A 20,339-nucleotide genomic window follows, 5' to 3' on the forward strand; every position below is an offset into this window, starting at 1 on the left:
TGCGTGGTAAAAGTTGGCCACAACTCCAACTATTCCAAGGCTTACCCCATGCACGCCACTGCACCTGCGACAAAGCAAGGCGCGACGCTCTTCGCCCTGTTCTGCCTGGCCAGCTTCCTGTTGTCGCTGTCCTACGGCTCGACGTTTCTGCTGTCACTGCTGATCCACTCTCGCGGTGGCAACGAGCATGATGCGGGCAGTGTGATCTCCACGGCGATGCTCAGTACCTTTGTGGCCGTGGTGTTTTCCGGGCACCTGGCCGATGCGGTCGGGGCCGCGCGGGCTATTGCCGCGATGGGCGTGTTGCTGGTGGTGGCCTGCCTGGGCTTTGCCCTGACGCCGGGGTTCGGCCAAGGCTTGATGGTGTTCGGGCTGGCCCTTGGTTTGGGTTGGGGCGTGTTCTACACCTTGGGCCCGATCATCGTGAGCCTGCTGGTGGAGCCCCAGCAGCGAGCCAAATACTTTGCCCTGCTGTCGGGCAGCATGTTGAGCGGAATCGGCTCCGGCCCGTTGCTCGGTCGAGCCGCCAGTGCGCTGGACCTGCCCCTGACGACGGCCTTCTATATTGCCGGGTTGGCCAGCGTTGCCGGGGTGCTGATGTTCTGGCGCATGGGTGCCCGCCTCAAACAGCACGCGAATGTGCCGGCCGCGAGGATTTCCTGGGCCGCCAGCCGTCGCGTGCTGTCATCCAAGGCCGGGTTCGCAATCCTCATGGTCGGCCTGGGAGGGTGTGTGTTCGGCGGGCTTTCGTCGTTTCAAACCAGCTATGCGGCCGCGCATGGCTTGGACTACTCGCTGTTCTTCGCCGGGTTCCTGAGTGCTGCGATCACCAGCCGTCTGTTGATCGCAGGCCACGTGGTCAAACGCGATGCCTACCGGGCGGCGTGTGTGTTGTCCGGGATCATGCTCGGGTCGATCGTGCTGTTTGCGGTGGGCGTGAGCGGAAACCTCAGTTACTTGCTGGCCGCTGCCACGCTGGGCGTGGGTTACGGTCTGACGTATTCGGTGATCAACGGGCTGGTAGCCAACGAAGCACCGCCCGGCACGACGTCCCAGGCATTGCTGCTGTTCAGCCTGGCGTACTTTGTCGGTGTGTTCGGGTTTCCCTGGCTGGCGGGGAGGATCATCGTCGATTACGGCCTGCCGACATTGCTGGCAATTGTCGTGGGTGTGGCGTCGTTGAATTGGCTGATCACGGTGGCGCGGCTGGTGTGGCGCAAAGCCTCTGCACACAAAATCTTACAGGTGAGCTAAGACCGTTCGTCGCCATCAAGGCACGAACCGCCAGCGGGGGCGGACCAATAAAGGGTAAGGACATTAATCATATGGAGACACCCCATGAAGAATTCCAAGTTTGCCGCCCTCGCCCTCACCGGCCTGCTGTCTGCCGCATCGCTTAACGCCTTTGCCGCCACTTCCTCAACCGGCAAGACCGACCCGGTCGGCAGCCCGCCAAGCCCTGCCACCCAGGAATCCCAGGATTCGATGGGCACCGGCCTGGACACCAATGGCGGCGCGATCATCGACAACGGCGCTGGCGCTGACCCTCGCACCAAGGGCAACGACACCCAACGCCAGGCACCGGCTGCGGTCGGCAACGGCAAAATGGGCCCTGGCATCAGCAATGAGCCAAAGGTCAATAAAGGCGACGACTCGAACATCCCTGGCGCCCCAAAACAACCTGCGCCTTGAAGCATCCATAACGACACCGACACCCGATCATTCCCAGTGAAGAGGTACGCATGAACGTCGATAGAAACCTTGAAAAAGAAGTCCTCACCCGCCTGCTGCACGCCCACCCGAACGGTCTGGGCAAGGAGGTGCTGGATAACTACCGCGGCGGGAAGGAGGTTGCCAGTGTCTTGGCGTTCCTGCAGGACCGTGGATTTATCAAGGATGGGCATGTGACCACCGACGACGCCGGTGAATACTCGTTGAACCTGCCGATCAAGTTGACCGCGTCAGGCGTTGATGAGGCGCGCAAGCTGGAAGGCGAAAGCACCCAGTAATCCATTTTGTCTGGTCTGGCCCTGACAACAGGGCCAGTTGGAGTATCGCAATGCCTCTTGGAAGCAAAGCTAAATACACCGCCGCACAGAAGCGCAAAGCCGCCCGTATCGAACACAGTTACGAGCACAAAGGCGTGTCCAAGGAAGAAGCCGAAGCCCGCGCCTGGGCCACCGTCAACAAGCAGTCCGGCGGCGGTGACAAAGCCGGTGGTTCGGGCCAACGCAAAGCGCCGCAGAAAAAAGCCGAGGCACGCAGTGATTCGGCCAAGCGAGCTGCCGCCAGCCGCGAGGGTCACCCTCGCACCGGTCGCACTTCGCTGGCGACGCAGACCAAGGAAAGCTTGCTGAAGGAAGCGCGGGCGAAGGATATTCCGGGCAGGTCGAGCATGCGCAAGGATGAGCTGATCGAAGCGCTGCGCAAGGCTGGCTGACGCCGGCCTTGCCGACACACCAAACCCAATGTGGGAGCGGGCTTGCTCGCGAATACGGTAGAACAGTCACTCAACCTATCGACTGTTCCACAGCATTTGCGAGCAAGCCCGCCCCCACATTTTGTTTTGCGTTGCACACCCAAAATCAGCGGTGAGCCGATACCAGCAGCATCATTGGGCGCTCTTGTTCTTCGGCCAATGCTGGCCGAGCAATGAGGTCCGCTTCGCTTGGCCCCCACTCCTCCACGTGACTGAGGGTGAACCCCGCGTGAATCATCAGAGTAAGCAACGTGCCCAGCGTACGGTGCTGCTTGATCACGCCTTCGGCCAACCAGTGGGTCACCCGCGGCCCTTCCAACTGATAGCCATCCACCGGCCAGCTTTTGCGGCCTTGATCATCGACCAGCCACCCCGGGTTGCGGGGTGCCATGAAGATCGGGTGCTCGATGGAAAACACCAGTCGGCCACCAGGCACCAAGGCGTGGTGAATACGCTCGAACAGCCCCTTCAGATCGACGATGTAATGAAAAGCCAGCGAGCTGTAGGCCAGATCGAACGAGGCAGCAGGCAGGTCGAGCTGTTCCAGGTCGGCGATCGCATAGGTAATGGTCGCTGCAGAGGTCATCTGTTTGGCCCGCGCCAGCATCTTTTGCGACACGTCCAACCCCAGCACATGAGCCGCGCCCTGCTCCTGCGCCCAGCGGCTGAACCAGCCATAGCCACAGCCGAGGTCAACTGCATTCAAGCCAGCCATCGGCGGCAACATTGCCTGTAAGGCAGGCCACTCCGGCGCGCCAGCCAGGCCTGCGACAGAGCGGCCCATTTTGCTGTAGCCCTCGAAGAAGGCTGGCGTGTCGTAGATATTCTGGGTCATGGCGTCGCTCCGTGCTGAGTGGCGCCTATTGTGCCAACAAGGCATCCACTTCGGCAGCCCCGGGTGAGGTTGCCGGGCCCCAGCGCGTGACCGCCAACGCGGCGGCCGCATTGGCGCGGCGTGCCGCGTCAGCCGGTTCCAAGCCCTGGGCCAACCCCGCAAGAAACACCCCGGCATGGGCATCGCCCGCGCCGTTACTGTCCACGGCGGTCACCTTGAAGCCGGGCACATGCCTGGCCTCGCCTTGAAGACTGACCCAGCACCCGTTCGGCCCATCGCGCACCACCAGCAACGCGTCGGCAGGCAAGTGCCGTTCGAGTTCGAGCAATGCCTTGGCCAGGGTGTCGGCACCGGTAAACGCCAGGGCTTCCGGGCCGTTGCTGGTCCAGATGTCGATGCGCGGCAACAAGGCGACCATCAGCGCCGAATCCGGCGCCTTGACCAGCGGCCCCGGGTCGAACACCACCGTGATGTCACGCGGCAGCGCCAGCAGCCAATCGAGCAATGCCTGGGCCTTGCCTTCGAGCAACAGGCTGTAGCCGCTGACGTACACGTAATCGTCCGCGCGCGGCACGACGTTCGCCAAGTCCTCGGCGCTCAAATCCCCTTCTGCGCCGATATGCGAAATGAAGGTGCGTTCGGTGGTGGCTTCGGTCAGCGACACGCATAAACCGGTGTCCTTGTCGTCGCTGGTCGACTGAGCCATCTCTACGCCCTCGGCTTGCATGGCCGCGCGCGCCAGGTCGCCGAAGCGGCCCTTGCCATGGCGGCCGAGGTAAACCACCGGCAGACCATTGCGCCGGGCGGCGGCCATCACGTTGAAACCGCCGCCGGCTTCAAAGCTGGCAGACCGCGCCAGCACGTCGCCGCCGGTTGCAGGCAAGGTGTCGAGGGCCATGACCAGGTCGACGATGACCTGGCCGGTGTGCAGCAATCTAGACATTGGGGCTCTCTACTAAAGCCGGACGACGGTCAGCTGCGCCGCCCAGTACTGCGTAAATTCCGCCGGCCACCAGGAAGGTGACGATCCAGCCCAGCCCGTTGTGACCCAGCCACGAGTCGGACAGCGGCCCGGCGAACCAGATGTTTTCGGCGGTGGTGCCGATGGTGGTGAAGCTGAAGCCCAGCACGATGGCCACGGCCCAAGCGCCGAATGCACGCCATTCCACGCCGCCGCGATACCAGTAGGCACTGCTTGGGCTTACGTCCAGCAAGTCTTTGGGGCTGTAGTAGTGGCGATGAAGCAAGTCGACCACGAAGATCCCGACCCACGCCGTAATCGGCACCGCCAGCAGCGAGATGAACGTGATGAACGGGCCGTAGAAACTGTCGGCAATCAGCATGAAGTAGATCGAACCGGCGAAGATCGCGACGATGTCGACGATCACCGCGTGCACGCGCTTGACCTTCAAGCCCAGGGTCAAGGTGGTCAGGCCCGCCGAGTACACCGACAGGTTGTTGGACAGCAGCAGCCCGCCAAACGCGGTGATCAGGTACGGCACGGCCATCCAGGTGGGCAGCATGTCGCGGATTGCGATGATCGGGTCAGTGGCCGAGGCCAGATCATTGTTGCCCACCGACAGCAAGCCACCGAGGGTGATCAGCAACACCAGCGGAATCCCCGCACCAAACGCGGCCGAAGCCACCAGGCGCACGGCCTTGACGCTGCGGTGCTGGTAGCGCGACATGTCGGCGCCGGCGTTGGCCCAGCCGATACCGGTGCCGGCGGCCATGGTGCCGACGCCGATGATCATCGCGCTCAGCGGCGCCGGCGTGGCGTTGAACACCGCACTCCAGTCGATGGTGGCGCAGAGGAAGCCGCCCACCAGGATGTTCAAGGCGCCAAATACATAGGTGGCCCACTTCTGGATCACCAGCAAGGTCGCGTGGCCGAGGCCGGAGACGGACAGGGTCAGCAGCACGAAAATGGCGATGAAGATCAGTGTCAGCACGGGCGCGCTTTTCGCTTCGACCGGCGAGTGAAACAGGATCGAACACAACGACAGCAACACGAATGCCGCGGTGGTGGTGTTGACGGTTTCCCAGCCCAGTCGCGACATCAGCGACACAAGGGTCGGGCCGATATTGCCGCGCACGCCAAAGATCGCGCGGGACAGCGTCAGGCTCGGCGCACGCCCGCGGCGGCCGGCAATCGAGATGATGCCCACCACGGCGAAAGAGCCGGCGGCGCCGAGGATTGCAACGATGATCGCCTGCCAGATCGCCAGGCCACGGAACGCCACGAGGGTCGCGCCCAGCGGCAAACCGAGAATGCTGATGTTGGCCGCGAACCACACCCAGAACAGTTGCAGCGGATGACCGTTGCACTCGCCTTCAGGGACCGGTTCGATACCGCGTGTTTCCAATTGCCCAGCACTTTGGCCGGTAGAAGTGGTGCTCATGAGGGGTGCTCCTGGTGCCTGTATTGTTGTGGTTGTGGCAGATACTCAAGGTGAATCGACTCTCGGTCTTCCTGACTCTGCGAGTTCAATGGGGGAGCGGGCTTGCTCGCGAAAGCGGTGGGACAGTCAACTGATGTGCCACCTGATACACCGCTTTCGCGAGCAAGCCCGCTCCCACCTGTTTGCCTGCGGCGCTTATCGAATTTGCAGCAGCCCCTGCACCAGCGGCTGCAAGTCCAGGCCATTGACCTGCTTGACCTGTTCAATCATCACCGGCGGCCAGCACTGCATGCCCAGACACGCGCCCAACATCGCGCCGAGCATCGCGGCGATGGTGTCGGTGTCGCCGCCAAGGCTGGCGGCCAGGCACACGGCTTCCAAAGCACTCATCGCGCCCACCGCCACTTGCTGCGCGAGGGCAAACGACACCACCACCGATTCCTGGGAGGCCACGGAGGTACCAATCAGTTCGTAAAGCAGGTCGGCAAACAGGGCGTTGTCGCCGCTGCCGACGCTCAAGGTGCGCGCCCAGCTGATGCGCGTGGAAATGCGCCCACCGGCAATCCAGTGACCATGGTTTTCCGCCTGCTGGGCGATCTGCGTGCCGATGTTGAGCGCTTCGCCCAGGTCCACGCCGTTGATGCCGGCCGAGACCACCGCTGCAACAGCAGCCGCACTGGAGATGCCCAACGTCGTGTTGTGGGTGACCTGGCAGGCCTGGATCACCGCCTGGATGAACGGCGCCGGGTCGCTGACATCGGCGGCGATCCCCACCGGTGTGATCCGCATGGCGGCGCCATTGGTGGTGCCAAAGCGCCCGGATTCTTCCGGGGTGTGGCCGGCGAGGATCATGTCGATAGCGCGCTTGGTCGATGGCCCGAGCAAATCCTGGGAGCCCTTGGCGCGCATCGCCGCCTCCCAGTCGATCAAGCGCTGGGCGAGCACGGTCGGTTCGATCTTGCCGTTTCCTTCAACCAGCAACTCGCCGACCAGGATCGCCTGCTCAGTGTCATCGGTAATCGAACCGGCCGGCATGTTTGGCGCAATCGGTTGGTCGGCATCGGCGTCTTCCAAACCCGTGATGGCACCGAAGCGCTGTTGCACCTGTTCGCGGCTCAAGGACTGGGTGGGCATGCCCAATGCGTCGCCCAATGCCAGGCCGTAGAAGGCGCCGAGGGCGCGGTTTTGCGGGGTCATTTTGACGCTCCAAACTGCAGGTGCAGGCGAAAGTGCAGAGGGTCGAGCAAACTTTCGACGTACTCCATGAAGCGCTCGCGGCGGTCGTAGGTGGTGCGCGAGGCCTTGAGAAACACCGTGCCGGCGGGGCGGCCAAGCAACTCGGCGTCTTCGTCGCTGAGGGGCTCGGCGCCGATCCATTGGTCACCTTCGGCGCCAACGTAGCCGTAGGCGGCCAGGGTGATGGTCAGGGAATTGTCGATCAGGCCGACGCGGGGCAGGCCTTCCAGGCCACCAGAGGCGGGCATCAGCGAGCGCTCCAGCGACACCGCCGTGCCATCGGTGGTACGCCGACGACGGTCGAGGGCGATGAATTGGTCGCTGCCGAAACGGCTGAGCAGATCGGGGCGGGTCACGGCTTCCAGGCGCAGGATGTCGGTGGTAACCAGCGCCCCCGTGTCCGCCAGGGCCTGGGCCCAGCCGCTGCGTTGGTCGAGCACCATGCCGTCAAAGGTGACGATGGAGCCGACGCCGCTCTGGGTGGCGATGTAGTTGCGGCGTTTGAGCTCAGCCAGGGCTTCGCGCAACGTGCCACGGCTGACCGCGAACTCTTCGGCCAACTGGTGCTCGCCTGGCAGCAGGAAACCGTCGGCCATGACGCCCGCCTCGATACGGCGGATAAGCTCGTCGACGACGCGTTTTTTCTTATCAAATCGGACATGTCTAATCATGTACAAATTGATAACCGATAGCGCCCGATTACAGCAAGCGAATTATTTCAGGCAGATGAAAAAGCTGGCCTCAGGGCTCCAGGCCAATGCGGAAAAACTCCCCGGCGCTCCACACGCCAAGCCAGTTCTGACCGTTGATCGGACGGCTCACCGCCAACTCGACCAGTTGGTAAAAAACATTGCGATGCACGAGGGCTTCGAGGTTGGTGCGCACACGCAAATAGGGCGCGGGCTCCTGGGTGATGGGGTCGATTTCGACGCGCAGCGGGTGTTCGAGGCTGGCCTCGATTTGCTCGTCGACGTTGGTGGTGAAGTGCAGCACCTGGCTTTCGCCCTGCCCTTGCACCTCGAGGGTTACGGCCACAAACGGTGCGTCATCGACGGTGATGCCGACCTTCTCCACCGGCGTCACCAGAAAATAATCATCACCGTCGCGGCGAATGACGTTGGAGAACAACTTGACCATCGGCTTGCGTCCGATCGGCGTGCCCTGGTAGAACCAGGTGCCATCGCGGGCGATGCGCATGTCGATGTTGCCGCAGAAATCCGGATTCCACAGGTGCACCGGTGCCGGCCCCTTGCCTTTGGGCAGTTGAGCCAACAGGTCATTGGCCTTGGCGGAATCGGACATGCAGTTCTCCTTGAGTTTTTACTGATCCCCCATGCCCAGCAGGCCGCGGGCGTACTGCGCCAGGGGGCGGGCAATCAGATCTTCTGGCTTATTGTCGTGGAACGTCAGTAAACCGCCACGACTGCGAATACGTGCAGTATCAATCAAATACTGGGTGCTGGTCTCGATCAACATGATCTGGATGACGCCGCTGTCCAGCCCGACGCGGTCCAGCGCCTGTTGATCCGTCCATTCATCGGCATTGCCGATGCGGTCATCGGCTGCAGCGAAGCGGCAATACAACAGGTAATGCGCACCCGCCCCACGGGCTTCGGCCATCGCCTGTTCCAGGCCTTCTGGCTTGCGCGCACGGCGCACCATCGGGAAGTATTCGACAAAGCCGTTGAAGGCCTCTTCGGCCACCACGTTAGGTCGCGGATAAGCGCTGCCCGGCGGCACAAACGCACCTTGGGCGATAAAGACAAAAGAGTCCGGCTGTATGCGAATCGACGCAGTGCGGTGGGTATCACTGTGGTCCAGCAAGCCGGCGTCGCTCATCTGATAGCGGGTGCCTTCGGCCATATCGCTGACGGTCATGCAACCACTCAGCGTCAACGACGCCAGCAACAAAACCAGACTACGCATCCTAATCCTCCAAAAGCCGGTGACGGAAAACCGGCGAATGGGCGTGAGATGCAGAATCCGCGCCATTCAGCAGCGGCGCAAATGAAATGTGGGAAGAGCGTGTGTCGCTAACCGCCGATGATCTTCATGATGGTGGCACCGCCGGAGAAGGCCACTTCCTGTTTGTCGCCCAGGGCCTTCATCAGCAGGCCTTGCAAGGCTGGCAGCGCCTGATGGCGCGGCAGGTCGAGCAGGTCGCCGACGTAATGACGGTTGCTCGACGACAGGCAGCCATGCAGCCACCCGGTAGACGACAAACGCAGACGCGAACACGTACGGCAAAACGGCACGCTTTCATTGGCGATAACACCAAAAAAGCCCTGGCCCGGCACCTCGTAGCGCACCGCGGTAGCGTCTACTGGCGCGTTGGCTTGCAGGTATTCGTGGTGTTCACCGATCAGGCTGAGCAGTTGCTGCAGGCTGACGAATTGCTGCAGGAACGCGTTGGAATCCTTGGCCAGATGGCCCATGCGCATCAGTTCGATAAAGCGCAGCTCGTAGCCACGCTCAAGGCAATAGTCGAGCAGCGGCATGACCTGGTCCAGGTTCTGCCCGCGCAACGGCACCATGTTCACTTTGATCTTGATCCCCGCGGCGCGGGCCTGCTCCATGCCATCAAGCACGGTGGCCAAGTCGCCGCCACGGGCGATGCTGCGGAAGGCGTCGGCGTCCAGGGTGTCGAGGGAGACGTTGATGCGGCGAATGCCGGCCTCCACCAGCAGCGGCAGTTTGCGCGCCAGCAATTGGCCGTTGGTGGTCAGGCTGATATCACTGAGGCCCATTCCGCCGACCGCGCTCATGAAGGCTTCCAGCTTGGGGCTCACCAGCGGTTCGCCGCCCGTGATGCGCAGGCGGTCGATACCCGCCGCTTCAATCAGGTACGCCACCCCACGGGCCATCGCCTCGGCCGAGAGTTCGTCCTGGGCAGCCACCAGCCGCTTGCCATTAGGCACGCAGTAGGTACACGCGTAGTTGCAGGCTGAGGTCAGGCTGATTCGCAAGTTGCGAAATCGCCTGCCTTGACGATCAACGATCATGGATCACTCCGGCAGAGGATGATTCGGGCGCGCTAAAAGCTGACTTATAAATCAAATTTTAGCAAGGTCCTTGCCTGAGTATATTCCTGGGGTACTGCAACTGGCAGTAAATCATTGCGCCATCACTGTCGGGAATAGCTCAAGCAGCGGGGGTTTCACCGCTCTTAGGCTCAGCGCCCGGCATTTCAGCACTGTGCTTGCGTTTGTTGCCCATGCGCACGCCGATGTCCATCAGGAACTGGAAGAAACCTTCCTGATCTTCCAGCACGTTGCTCCAGAACGGCGAGTGGTACAGCGCCACGGCGCCGTGCACCAACGCCCAGGCGGCGCAGTAGTGGAAATAAGGCGGCACATCTTCAAGCTTGCCTTCGCTGATACGACCTTTGATCAGCAGGGTCAGGCGCTCAAAGTTCGAGGCGCGAATCTTGTGCAGCTCCTCGACCATTTCCGGAACCTGATTGCCCTTGACCACTTTCTCTTCGAGCCGATCGAACAGACGGTAGCGCTGCGGATCACGCATGCGGAACTCGAAATAGGCGCGGGACAAGGCTTCCTTGTCTTTGTCGACATCGGCCGAGTGCAGCAGCTCGTTCAAGTCGCGCTCGTAGTCGAGCATCAGGCGCAGGTAGATCTCGGCCTTTGACTTGAAGTGCTTGTAGATCGTGCCTTTGCCGATACCCACGGCATCCGCAATCATCTCGACGGTGACGCTGTCTTCACCTTGTTCGAGGAACAGCTTGAGTGCAGTGTCGAGAATTTCCTGCTCACGGCGGCGAAACTCACGGACCTTACGGGGTTCTTTTTGCATGAGGGAGAAGTCTGCAGAGGTCAAAGTGGGAGGGTTGCGCAGGGCCAGTGATACGTGGCGATACGATTTACCCAGTGCGAGGGATTATCCCGACTGAACAGTCGTTGGGCAACGCCTATGTGAACCCGTTATGCACTTAACTTTCAGCGCGCCAACGTTTTCGCCGTTATCAGTCAGAAACAATACGCAATATTGACACCCGTGCACCTGCGCAATGAGAACTCAAGCGAAGCGCGCGTATTCCAAATCTGTTTAAAAAACGATCAGATGCGACTGGACTGAATGGGATCCTGATCAATACTTGAACTGTCGGCGTGGCATCTCCCCCAAGTGACGCGTCGACCTGGGTACCGACGGACTGTGTGCCCTTGTTTACTCCTAATGGTCTTAGCCCGGATTCACCCCCCAGAACCCGGGTTTTTTTTGCCTGCAATTTGGCTCCATCAGCCGGCGACGTGGGCCAGCGGGAACAGGCGCTTGAAGTTTTCGGTGGTCTGCTCGGCGAAGCGTTCGTACGACTCACCCCGCAGCATTGCCAGGTAATCCGCCACATCGCGCACGTATTCCGGCAGGTTCGGCTTGCCACGATGGGGGATAGGCGCCAGGTACGGCGAATCGGTTTCCACCAGCAGGCGATCGGCCGGCACTTGGCGCGCCACATCGCGCAGGGCGTCGGCATTGCGGAAGGTGACGATGCCCGACAGGGAAATATAAAAGCCCAGGTCCAGTGCGGCCTTGGCCATGTCCCAGTCTTCGGTGAAGCAATGCAGCACGCCGGCCTGGGGCAACGCAGCCTCGCGCAGCAGCGTCAGGGTGTCTGCGCGGGCGCCACGGGTGTGAACGATCACCGGCTTGCCGGTTTGCCGGGCGGCCTGCAGGTGCAGGCGGAACGACGCCTGCTGCAACTCAGCGGCCTCGGGCTCGTAGTGGTAATCCAGGCCGGTTTCGCCAATCGCCACCACGCGTGGGTGATTGAGTTCGCCCAGCAGCCAATCGAGGGCGGGGGCTTCGCCGGGCTTGAGGTCCAGCGGGTGGATGCCCACCGAACAATCGACATCGGCATAACAATCAGCCAGCGCTTTGACGTCGGCGGCATTTTCAGCGCTGACACCAATGCACAGGAAGTGCCCTACTCCACGCTGGCGCGCAGCTTCAAGGGCAGCGTCGAGGGAGCCACCATGTTGGGCAAGGTCGAGGCGATCAAGGTGGCAATGGGAATCTACGAGCATAGGAATTTACAACTTGAGTCACGGAAAGTGTCTGGCCGACGATACACCCGTCGGCCGCGGAAATTAACGCCGGCCGAGCAAGCCGACCCACTGCACCAGCAGTGCTTCGAGTAACAGCACGCGGTTGAGGTTGGCTTTGCCGAGCACCTTCTGGCGCTGGGCCAGAATCCAGTCCTGGATATTCAGCACCTTGTCCTGCGCGCTTTTCTGCGCCAGGTACTGCACCACTTTGCGCATGTCCGGCAGGCCCAGGCCGGTTTCATCCTGGGTCAACTGGTAGCGCAGGATGAGGCTCGACCAGTCACAGAACCAGTCGAACAGCAGCAATAACGGAATATCCTTCCAGGCGCTTTCGGCCAGTTGCGTCGCGGACAGCTCCTGCTTGAGCAGCTTCTTCACGCCATCGACCACCAGCGCACGTTGCTCACGCACGCCCTGGGCGTGCAGCTTGACGGCCGCCAAGGGAGAACCCGCGGCCAGGGTCAGCAACTCGACGCGTTCGTCTTCGCCGCACTCGGGCAGCGCCTGCGCCAGCCACTGCAGGCTCATCGCTTCACTCGGCAGTGGACAAGCCTGCTGCACACAACGACTGCGAATGGTCGGCAACAGACGGCTGGACTGGTGACTCACCAGCAACAGCACCGTATCGCCCGACGGCTCTTCCAGGCTCTTGAGCAAGGCGTTGGCGGCGTTGATGTTCATCGCCTCCACCGGCTCGATCAGCACCACTTTGCGCCCGCCCATCTGCGCGGTCTGCACCACGAAGCTGACGAGGTCACGCACCTGGTCGACCTTGATCGCCTTGTCGGCTTCCTCAGGCTCCAGCAGGTAATTGTCGGGGTGGCTGCCGGCTTTGAGCAGCAGGCAGGATTTGCACTCACCGCAAGCCTCCAGATTGACCGGGCGCTGGCATAACAGGCTGGCCATCAAGCGCTCGGCCAACGCACGCTTGCCGATACCCGCTGGCCCATGCAGCAAATAGGCGTGCGCATGCTGGGCACGCCCGGCCAGTTGCTGCCAGAGGCTGTCCTGCCACGGATAGGCCTCAGCCACGGGCGCGCTCCAGCAGCGTCGGCACCAAGGCGTCGATGGCTTGCTGTACCTGCGTCAGCGGCTGAGCCGCGTCCAGCAGGTGGTAGCGCGCGGGCTCCGCCTTGGCGCGTAGCAGGAATGCACTGCGCACCGCATCGAAAAACACGTGGCCTTCGAGCTCGAAGCGGTCCAGACGACCCCGGGCACTGGCGCGGGCCATCCCCACCTCCACCGGCAGATCGAACAGCAGGGTCAGGTCCGGACGCAAATCGCCCTGAACGAAAGTTTCCAACGTAGCGATACGCGCCAGGCACAAGCCGCGCCCGCCGCCCTGGTAGGCGTAGGTCGAATCGGTAAAACGGTCGCAAATCACCACTGCGCCACGCGCGAGGGCTGGGCGAATCACCTCGGCCAGATGCTGAGCGCGTGCAGCAAACACCAGCAGCAGCTCGGTGTCCGCGTTCATCGGTTCTTCACCCGGGGCCAGCAATACTTCACGGATGCGCTCGGCGAGTGGCGTGCCGCCGGGCTCGCGGGTCAATACCACCTCGATGCCCTCCGAGCGCAGGCGTTCGGCCAGGTAATCGCGGTTGGTGCTTTTGCCGGCGCCTTCCGGGCCTTCCAGGGTAATAAACAAGCCAGTCACAGGCAGTCCTTAGTCAGAGTCATTGCGGGCTTTGCGGCGTGGCGGTATCCGGCGCAGCCTCGACAGGCTTTTCAACCGGCGCTTCAATCGGCGTATCGGCAGGTGGCGCCGCGTCTTCCAGCGGTTTCACCGCCGGCGCAGGGCTGGAACGGTAATCGGCACGGCGCTTGAGCTGAAACTCGCGCACGGCGGCATTATGCGCATCCAGGTCATCGGAGAAAATATGGCTGCCATCGCCACGGGCGACAAAATACAGGCTGCTGCCCGGCACCGGGTTCAACGCAGCATGAATCGCCTCGCGGCCGACCATCGCGATCGGCGTCGGCGGCAGGCCGGCAATCAGGTAGGTGTTGTAAGGGTTGGCTTCCTTGAGATGCGCACGGGTCAACTTGCCGTTGTAGCGCTCGCCCAGGCCGTAAATCACTGTCGGGTCGGTTTGCAGCAGCATGCCGATCTTCATGCGCCGCACGAACACGCCGGCGATTTGCCCGCGCTCTTCCGGCACGCCGGTCTCCTTCTCGACCAGCGAAGCCATGATCAGCGCTTGGTAAGGGTCGGTGTAGGGCGCATCGGCGGCGCGTTTGCTCCACTCCTGGGCCAGTACATCATCCAGGCGGTTGTAGGCTTTTTTGAGGAACTCGACGTCGGTCATGCCGCGCACGAAGCGGTAAGTGTCAGGAAAGAACCGCCCCTCGGGGAACACGCCGGGGTGACCCAGCTTGTCCATCACTTCACTGTCACTCAGGCCCGACAGGGTCTGCACGATCTTTTCATGCTTGGCCAGGGCCGACCGCACCTGACGGAAGTTCCAGCCTTCGACCAGTGTCAGGCTGTATTGCACCACTTCGCCGCGCTGCCACAGGCCGATCAAGCCTTCGGCGGTGAGGCCTGGAGTCATGCGGTATTCGCCGCTGTGCAGTGGCTGGCCGTCGAGGTTGAAGCGCCAGTACAGGCGCAACCAAAAAGCATCATCCAGCACGCCCTCGGCTTCGAGGCGATTGAAGGTGCCCGTCGGGGTCGACCCGGCAGGCACATCGAGCAATTGTTCCTGGGTCAGATTCAGGGGCTGCTTCAAGGCAGAATCGAGCTTCCAGGCCGAGAAGCCCAGCAGCAAGCCTGCCGAGACCAGGCCGATCTGCAGCAGTAAAACCAGTTTTCGTATCAACTCAAATATCCAATAGCGCGCGAACAATGCCCTGCAGTTTACGGGTGAGCGGCCCAACCGACCAGCTCATCGCAGCGCAACTGCGCACCGGCCAAATGCCATAAACGCTGTTGCACACGAAGACTTCATCGGCCTGCTGTAACTGCTCAAGGCTGATGTCGGCCACGGCCAGCGGGATACCCAGTGCGTGCGCCTGGGCCAGAATCTCGGCGCGCATGACCCCGGCAACGCCACAACGATTCAGATCAGCGGTCAGTAACACGCCATTGCGCACCACGAACAGGTTGCTGAACACGCCCTCGATAACGCGACCAGACATATCCAGCATTAAACCTTCGGCATGCTCGGCATCCTGCCACTCGGCGCGGGCGATCACTTGTTCCAGACGATTAAGGTGCTTGAGCCCGGCAAGCAACGGCTGCTCGGCCAAACGGGTAGCGCACGCAAACAGGCGGATGCCGTCGGTTGCGTGAGCGTGGGGATAGGTAGCGGGCGGATTGCCCTGCAAGATACGGCGCACCGGGGCGCCGGGGTTGATCCCATAACCGCGCTGGCTGTCGCCGCGGGTGAGGATCAACTTGAGCACTGCGTCGCCAAGGGCGGCGGCGTAAGCCAAGACTTCATTGCGGATCAGTGCGTGATCCGTGATCAACGCAAGGCGCCGGCAACCCTCCTCAAGGCGTTGCAGGTGGCGGTCGAGCAGCACGGGCTGCCCGGCCTTGACGGCGATGGTTTCAAACAGCCCATCACCGTACGCCAGGCCGCGATCTTTCAGGGGCACGCTGTCCGCTGGCTGACCGTCGACCCAGCTGTGCATCACTCGGCGAACCGGCGGAACACCAGGGAGCCGTTGGTGCCACCAAACCCGAAGGAGTTGGAGATCACCACGTCAATTGGCATCGGCTGGGCTTCGTGAGGCACGAAGTTCAGGTCGCAGCCTTCGTCCGGCTCATCAAGGTTGATGGTCGGCGGAGCGACCTGATCCTTGATGGCCATCACGCTGAAGATCGCCTCGACCGCGCCCGCCGCACCCAACAGGTGGCCGGTCATGGACTTGGTGGAGCTGACCGCCAGCTTGTAGGCGTGCTCGCCAAACACCGACTTGATGGCTTCGGCTTCCGCCAGGTCGCCGGCCGGGGTCGAGGTGCCGTGGGCATTGATGTACTGCACCTGGTCGGGATTCACCTTCGCGTCGCGCAACGCGTTGGTGATGCAACGCGCAGCGCCGGCACCGTCAGACGGTGGCGACGTCATGTGATACGCATCGCCGCTCATGCCAAAGCCGATCAGCTCGGCGTAGATGGTGGCGCCACGCGCTTTGGCGTGCTCCAACTCTTCCAGTACCAGGGCACCGGCGCCGTCAGACAGTACAAAACCGTCACGGCCCTTGTCCCACGGACGGCTGGCACGGGTCGGTTCGTCATTGCGCGTGGAGAGCGCACGGGACGCGCCGAAGCCGCCCATGCCCAGCCCGCAGGCGGCCATCTCGGCGCCACCGGCGATCATCACGTCTGCCTCGTCATAGGCGATGTTGCGCGCCGCCATGCCGATGCAGTGAGTGCCCGTGGTGCACGCCGTAGCAATGGCGTAATTAGGCCCCTGCGCACCCAAGTGGATGGACAGGAAACCGGAAATCATATTGATGATCGAGCCCGGTACGAAGAATGGTGAAATTCGACGGGGGCCGGAATCGTGCAGCGTGCGGCTGGTTTCTTCGATATTGGTCAAACCGCCAATACCCGAACCCATGGCCACGCCGATGCGGTCACGGTTGGCGTCGGTGACTTCCAGGCCGGCATTACGCACCGCCTGAAAACCGGCTGCCAGGCCGTACTGAATGAACAGGTCGAGTTTGCGGGACTCTTTGATCGAGAGATATTCCTCGACATTGAAGCCCTTTACCGAGCCGCCAAAACGGGTGGAATAGGCAGAAAGGTCCGTGTGCTCGATCAGACCGATACCACTGTGGCCAGCCAGAATGCCCTGCCAACTGCTTGGCACATCCGTACCCAGTGGCGACAACATACCCATACCGGTGACTACGACGCGTCTACGCGACACAGCACTCTCCTTTTTTCTTGATGGCGACACTTCGCTTCAGCACGCATTTTATCAGCGCTGAAGTTTCATCAGAGCTAAAGAAAAAACCGCACGCCGTTACAGCAGTGCGGTTTTTCCCTAACAGCAAGCGACGACTACAAACTATTACGCCTGGTGGGCAGTAACGTAGTCGATAGCAGCTTGAACAGTAGTGATTTTTTCAGCTTCTTCGTCCGGGATTTCGGTCTCGAATTCCTCTTCCAGAGCCATCACCAGCTCAACGGTGTCAAGGGAGTCGGCACCCAGGTCTTCAACGAAGGAAGCGGAGTTGGTCACTTCTTCTTCTTTAACGCCCAGTTGCTCGGCAACGATTTTCTTGACGCGCTCTTCGATGGTGCTCATACCTTGTTTTCACTCCTAATGGACAAATTCAGGCAGCTGGCCAGTGGGTAAGTGTATAGAAAGCCATTTCAGCTTTTCAACTGAAAGCTTCACCCTGTACCCGGTCGGCCACCAGCCTATAAATTAAGTTGCAGCTTTATAACGGATTTTAGACAGCTCGTATGACATTTTTTTGAAGCGATCCGTCACAATTTAACTCATGTACATCCCGCCGTTCACCGGGATTGTAGCCCCAGTCACGTATGCCGCACCGTCGGATGCCAGGAAAGTGACCACATTTGCGATCTCTTGAGCCTGGCCCAGACGGCCCAGCGGAATCTGCGTCAGCAACGCTTCACGCTGTGCTTCCGGCAGTTCGCGGGTCATATCGGTGTCGATGAACCCAGGGGCCACCGAGTTGACCGTAATCGACCGCGAACCGACTTCACGCGCCAATGCACGGCTGAAACCTTCCAGACCGGCTTTGGCCGCCGCGTAGTTTACTTGGCCTGCGTTGCCCATGGCACCCACTACGGAGCCAATATTGATAATTCGGCCCCAACGCGCCTTGGTCATGCCACGCAAAACACCCTTGGACAGGCGAAACAGACTGTTCAAGTTGGTATCGACCACGTCGTACCACTCGTCGTCTTTCATGCGCATCATCAGGTTGTCGCGGGTGATACCGGCGTTGTTCACCAGAATAGCCGGTGCGCCAAATTGTGCAGTGATTTGAGCCAGCACAGCGGCAACCGACTCATCGTTGGTCACGTTCAGCTCAAGGCCAGTGCCCTGAACGCCGTTTTCCTTCAAGGTGGCGGCGATACGCTCGGCACCCGAGGCGGATGTCGCGGTGCCGATGACTACGGCGCCCTGACGGCCCAGTTCCAGGGCGATCGCCTGGCCAATGCCACGGCTCGCGCCGGTAACCAGTGCAACTTTACCTTGCAGACTCATGCAAGCTTCTCCTAAGTTCGGGGATCAGGGATTCAGGCCAGTGCCGCGCGGGCGGCAGCGAAGGCATCCGGGGTATTGAGGTTGGCAGTCGAGACGCCCTCGGCGCAGCGCTTGTTCAGGCCAGCCAGGACTTTGCCCGGGCCGCACTCGACAAGCTCGGTGGCACCCTTGGCCGCCAGGGTCTGAACCGACTCAACCCAGCGCACAGGCTTGTAGAGTTGCTCCAGCAGGTCGCGCTTGAGGGTCTCGAGGTCGGCGGCAACGGCCGCACTGACGTTCTGCACCAGCGGAATCTGCGGCGCCTGCCAGTTGATGGCGGCGATGGACTCGGCAAACCGCTCGGCAGCCGGGCGCATCAGCTCACAGTGGGACGGCACGCTGACCGGCAATGGCAAGGCGCGCTTGGCGCCTCGGGCCTTGCAACCCTCGATGGCACGTTCAACGGCAGCCTTGGCACCGGCGATCACCACCTGGCCAGGGGAATTGAAGTTCACTGCGCTGACGACCTCGCCCTGGGCCGCTTCGGCACAGGCTTGGATCACCACGGCGTCGTCCAGACCCAGGATAGCGGCCATGCCGCCCTGTCCGGCCGGAACGGCTTCTTGCATCAGTTGACCACGACGCTCGACCAACTTGACCGCTTCGCCCAGGGTCAGGCTGCCCGCCGCCACCAGGGCGCTGTATTCGCCCAGGCTGTGACCGGCCACGTAGGCCGGGCGCGCGCCGCCTTCAGCCAGCCACAGGCGCCACAGCGCGATCGACGCGGTGAGGATGGCCGGCTGGGTTTTATCGGTTTGATTGAGTTGTTCTTCCGGCCCTTGCTGGGTCAGCGCCCACAGGTCGTAACCCAGGGCGTCGGAAGCTTCCTTGAAAGTGTCCAGGATCAACGGATGTTGCGCGCCCAGCTCGGCCAACATGCCGAGGGACTGCGAACCCTGCCCTGGAAAGACGAATGCGAGGGATGTAGACATGTAACAAGCCCCTAATGATCTGGTCGTCAAAAATGAACGCTCCCGATTTTGAGATGAATCCCCGGGTGGGAGCGCACGAAACTGACAGATTGGATGGTCAATTGAACTGGCCGGTCACATTTAAGCATTCCCGGGCCGATTCGCCTAAGGCAACAAGTCCTCAAGACGGCCGTGCAAGCGTTGCGGCAGGTTTTCCTGGATCTCGATCAGCGCCCGCGCAATCGCACTTTGAAAACCTTGCACCCCCGCCGAGCCATGGCTTTTCACCACAATGCCCTGCAACCCCAGAAAGCTCGCACCGTTGTGCCGCGCCGGTGCCAGATCGGCCTGCAAGCGGCGCATCAACGGCAACGCCAGGGCGCCGACCATGCGCGAGGCCAGGTTCTGCTTGAACAAGGCCTCGATACGCGTAGCGATCATGGTTGCCAGGCCTTCGCTGGACTTGAGCAGGATATTGCCGACAAACCCGTCGCATACCACCACGTCGGCTTCGCCACGGTACACACCGTCACCTTCGACGAAGCCGATGTAGTTCACCCCTCGCGCATTTTGCAGCAAGGTGGCGGCGAGCTTGACCTGCTGATTGCCCTTGATGTCTTCAGTGCCGATATTCAGCAACGCCACCCGCGGCCGGGTCACGCCCAACGCCTCAGCGGCCACCGAGCCCATCACCGCGAACTGGAACAGGTGCTCGGCACTGCAATCGACGTTCGCGCCCAGGTCCAGCAACTGGCAGTAGCCTTCTTGCGTAGGGATGGCCGCGACCATCGCCGGGCGATCGATCCCGGGCAGTGTCTTGAGCACATGCCGCGACAACGCCATCAAGGCTCCGGTATTGCCGGCACTGACACAGGCTTGCACCTTGGCATCACGCAACAGCTCAAGGGCCACCCGCATCGAAGAGTCGGGCTTGCCACGCAGGGCTGCCGCCGGCTTGTCATCCATGCTGATGGTTTCGCTGGCTGGCGTAATCGTCAGGCGCGCGCGATCCACTGCCGGATGGCTGGCAATCAATTCTTCAAGAAGGGAGGGTTGACCGACGAGGGTCAGGTGCAGCGAGGGCGTAGCAGACAGGCTGGCAATGCAAGCCTGAACAATGCTGCGGGGACCGAAGTCCCCGCCCATTGCGTCAATCGCGATGACTTGAGCAGACAAG

At 61.7% G+C, this 20,339-nt stretch carries 23 protein-coding genes; 4 read left to right on the forward strand and 19 right to left on the reverse strand.

The window, feature by feature from the left end:
- Positions 1 to 48: 48 nt before the first annotated feature.
- The 4 genes from AACW30_RS13705 (at position 49) to AACW30_RS13720 (ending at position 2,440) form a co-directional block, all read left to right on the forward strand.
- Complete coding sequence (locus tag AACW30_RS13705) at positions 49 to 1,254, forward strand: MFS transporter (RefSeq protein WP_106576177.1); 1,206 nt, start codon at positions 49 to 51, stop codon at positions 1,252 to 1,254.
- A gap of 84 nt (positions 1,255 to 1,338) precedes the next feature.
- Positions 1,339 to 1,692, forward strand: a complete 354-nt coding sequence (locus tag AACW30_RS13710; protein ID WP_145159255.1) for a hypothetical protein — start codon at positions 1,339 to 1,341, stop codon at positions 1,690 to 1,692.
- A 50-nt stretch (positions 1,693 to 1,742) separates the two neighbouring features.
- Complete coding sequence (locus AACW30_RS13715; protein WP_106576174.1) at positions 1,743 to 2,009, forward strand: hypothetical protein; 267 nt, start codon at positions 1,743 to 1,745, stop codon at positions 2,007 to 2,009.
- 50 nt (positions 2,010 to 2,059) lie between these two features.
- Entirely contained in the window at positions 2,060 to 2,440 is a 381-nt protein-coding gene (locus AACW30_RS13720; RefSeq protein ID WP_119742016.1) for a Rho termination factor N-terminal domain-containing protein, read from the forward strand.
- Between the two features lie 145 nt (positions 2,441 to 2,585).
- On the opposite strand, the gene AACW30_RS13725 is transcribed toward AACW30_RS13720, so the two are convergent.
- From AACW30_RS13725 to plsX, 19 genes are all read right to left on the reverse strand, one after another.
- The gene (locus AACW30_RS13725) at positions 2,586 to 3,314 is read right to left on the reverse strand and encodes a class I SAM-dependent methyltransferase (RefSeq protein WP_200622845.1); all 729 of its coding nucleotides are present in this window, start codon (positions 3,312 to 3,314) and stop codon (positions 2,586 to 2,588) included.
- A 25-nt stretch (positions 3,315 to 3,339) separates the two neighbouring features.
- Positions 3,340 to 4,257, reverse strand: coding sequence for a PfkB family carbohydrate kinase (locus AACW30_RS13730; protein WP_179609576.1), 918 nt, complete (start codon positions 4,255 to 4,257; stop codon positions 3,340 to 3,342).
- The gene (locus AACW30_RS13735; RefSeq protein WP_200622846.1) at positions 4,250 to 5,716 is read right to left on the reverse strand and encodes a purine-cytosine permease family protein; all 1,467 of its coding nucleotides are present in this window, start codon (positions 5,714 to 5,716) and stop codon (positions 4,250 to 4,252) included. The genes AACW30_RS13730 and AACW30_RS13735 overlap by 8 nt, the downstream gene beginning before the upstream one ends.
- Before the next feature lie 195 nt (positions 5,717 to 5,911).
- Positions 5,912 to 6,913: an ADP-ribosylglycohydrolase family protein gene (locus AACW30_RS13740; RefSeq protein WP_119742008.1), complete on the reverse strand. Its 1,002-nt coding sequence runs from the start codon at positions 6,911 to 6,913 to the stop codon at positions 5,912 to 5,914.
- Complete coding sequence (locus tag AACW30_RS13745) at positions 6,910 to 7,623, reverse strand: GntR family transcriptional regulator (protein ID WP_106576167.1); 714 nt, start codon at positions 7,621 to 7,623, stop codon at positions 6,910 to 6,912. The genes AACW30_RS13740 and AACW30_RS13745 overlap by 4 nt, the downstream gene beginning before the upstream one ends.
- 70 nt (positions 7,624 to 7,693) lie before the next feature.
- Positions 7,694 to 8,254 (reverse strand): DUF1285 domain-containing protein, encoded by a 561-nt coding sequence (locus AACW30_RS13750; RefSeq protein ID WP_200622851.1) that lies wholly within the window; start codon positions 8,252 to 8,254, stop codon positions 7,694 to 7,696.
- A gap of 18 nt (positions 8,255 to 8,272) precedes the next feature.
- Positions 8,273 to 8,878, reverse strand: a complete 606-nt coding sequence (locus AACW30_RS13755) for a DUF4823 domain-containing protein (RefSeq protein ID WP_200622853.1) — start codon at positions 8,876 to 8,878, stop codon at positions 8,273 to 8,275.
- A gap of 107 nt (positions 8,879 to 8,985) precedes the next feature.
- Positions 8,986 to 9,954: a GTP 3',8-cyclase MoaA gene (locus AACW30_RS13760; protein ID WP_124418283.1), complete on the reverse strand. Its 969-nt coding sequence runs from the start codon at positions 9,952 to 9,954 to the stop codon at positions 8,986 to 8,988.
- A 139-nt stretch (positions 9,955 to 10,093) separates the two neighbouring features.
- Positions 10,094 to 10,762 carry a TetR/AcrR family transcriptional regulator gene (locus tag AACW30_RS13765; protein WP_200622855.1) on the reverse strand — a complete coding sequence of 223 codons (669 nt, stop codon included), beginning with the start codon at positions 10,760 to 10,762 and terminating at the stop codon, positions 10,094 to 10,096.
- Positions 10,763 to 11,205: 443 nt separating this feature from the next.
- Positions 11,206 to 11,991, reverse strand: coding sequence for a TatD family hydrolase (locus AACW30_RS13770; RefSeq protein WP_200622856.1), 786 nt, complete (start codon positions 11,989 to 11,991; stop codon positions 11,206 to 11,208).
- A 63-nt stretch (positions 11,992 to 12,054) separates the two neighbouring features.
- Positions 12,055 to 13,044, reverse strand: a complete 990-nt coding sequence (locus AACW30_RS13775; protein ID WP_106576160.1) for a DNA polymerase III subunit delta' — start codon at positions 13,042 to 13,044, stop codon at positions 12,055 to 12,057.
- Positions 13,037 to 13,669, reverse strand: a complete 633-nt coding sequence (tmk, locus tag AACW30_RS13780) for a dTMP kinase (RefSeq protein WP_119741997.1) — start codon at positions 13,667 to 13,669, stop codon at positions 13,037 to 13,039. Before tmk ends, AACW30_RS13775 begins: the two co-directional genes overlap by 8 nt.
- A gap of 19 nt (positions 13,670 to 13,688) precedes the next feature.
- Positions 13,689 to 14,834 carry an endolytic transglycosylase MltG gene (gene mltG / locus AACW30_RS13785; RefSeq protein ID WP_119741995.1) on the reverse strand — a complete coding sequence of 382 codons (1,146 nt, stop codon included), beginning with the start codon at positions 14,832 to 14,834 and terminating at the stop codon, positions 13,689 to 13,691.
- Between the two features lies 1 nt (position 14,835).
- Complete coding sequence (pabC, locus tag AACW30_RS13790) at positions 14,836 to 15,651, reverse strand: aminodeoxychorismate lyase (RefSeq protein ID WP_106576157.1); 816 nt, start codon at positions 15,649 to 15,651, stop codon at positions 14,836 to 14,838.
- Positions 15,651 to 16,895, reverse strand: coding sequence for a beta-ketoacyl-ACP synthase II (gene fabF / locus AACW30_RS13795; RefSeq protein WP_106576156.1), 1,245 nt, complete (start codon positions 16,893 to 16,895; stop codon positions 15,651 to 15,653). The genes pabC and fabF overlap by 1 nt, the downstream gene beginning before the upstream one ends.
- A 144-nt stretch (positions 16,896 to 17,039) precedes the next feature.
- On the reverse strand, positions 17,040 to 17,276 hold the full coding sequence (gene acpP / locus AACW30_RS13800; protein WP_016973676.1) for an acyl carrier protein: 237 nt from the start codon (positions 17,274 to 17,276) through the stop codon (positions 17,040 to 17,042).
- Positions 17,277 to 17,468: 192 nt separating this feature from the next.
- Positions 17,469 to 18,212 (reverse strand): 3-oxoacyl-ACP reductase FabG, encoded by a 744-nt coding sequence (gene fabG / locus AACW30_RS13805; RefSeq protein ID WP_106576155.1) that lies wholly within the window; start codon positions 18,210 to 18,212, stop codon positions 17,469 to 17,471.
- Between the two features lie 32 nt (positions 18,213 to 18,244).
- Entirely contained in the window at positions 18,245 to 19,183 is a 939-nt protein-coding gene (gene fabD / locus AACW30_RS13810; protein ID WP_179609588.1) for an ACP S-malonyltransferase, read from the reverse strand.
- 144 nt (positions 19,184 to 19,327) lie between these two features.
- A complete protein-coding gene (gene plsX / locus AACW30_RS13815; RefSeq protein ID WP_200622858.1) occupies positions 19,328 to 20,338 on the reverse strand; it encodes a phosphate acyltransferase PlsX in 1,011 nt (336 codons plus the stop codon).
- Position 20,339: the final 1 nt, after the last annotated feature.

Source organism: Pseudomonas sp. MF6747 (assembly GCF_963890955.1).
Taxonomy (GTDB): Bacteria; Pseudomonadota; Gammaproteobacteria; order Pseudomonadales; family Pseudomonadaceae; genus Aquipseudomonas.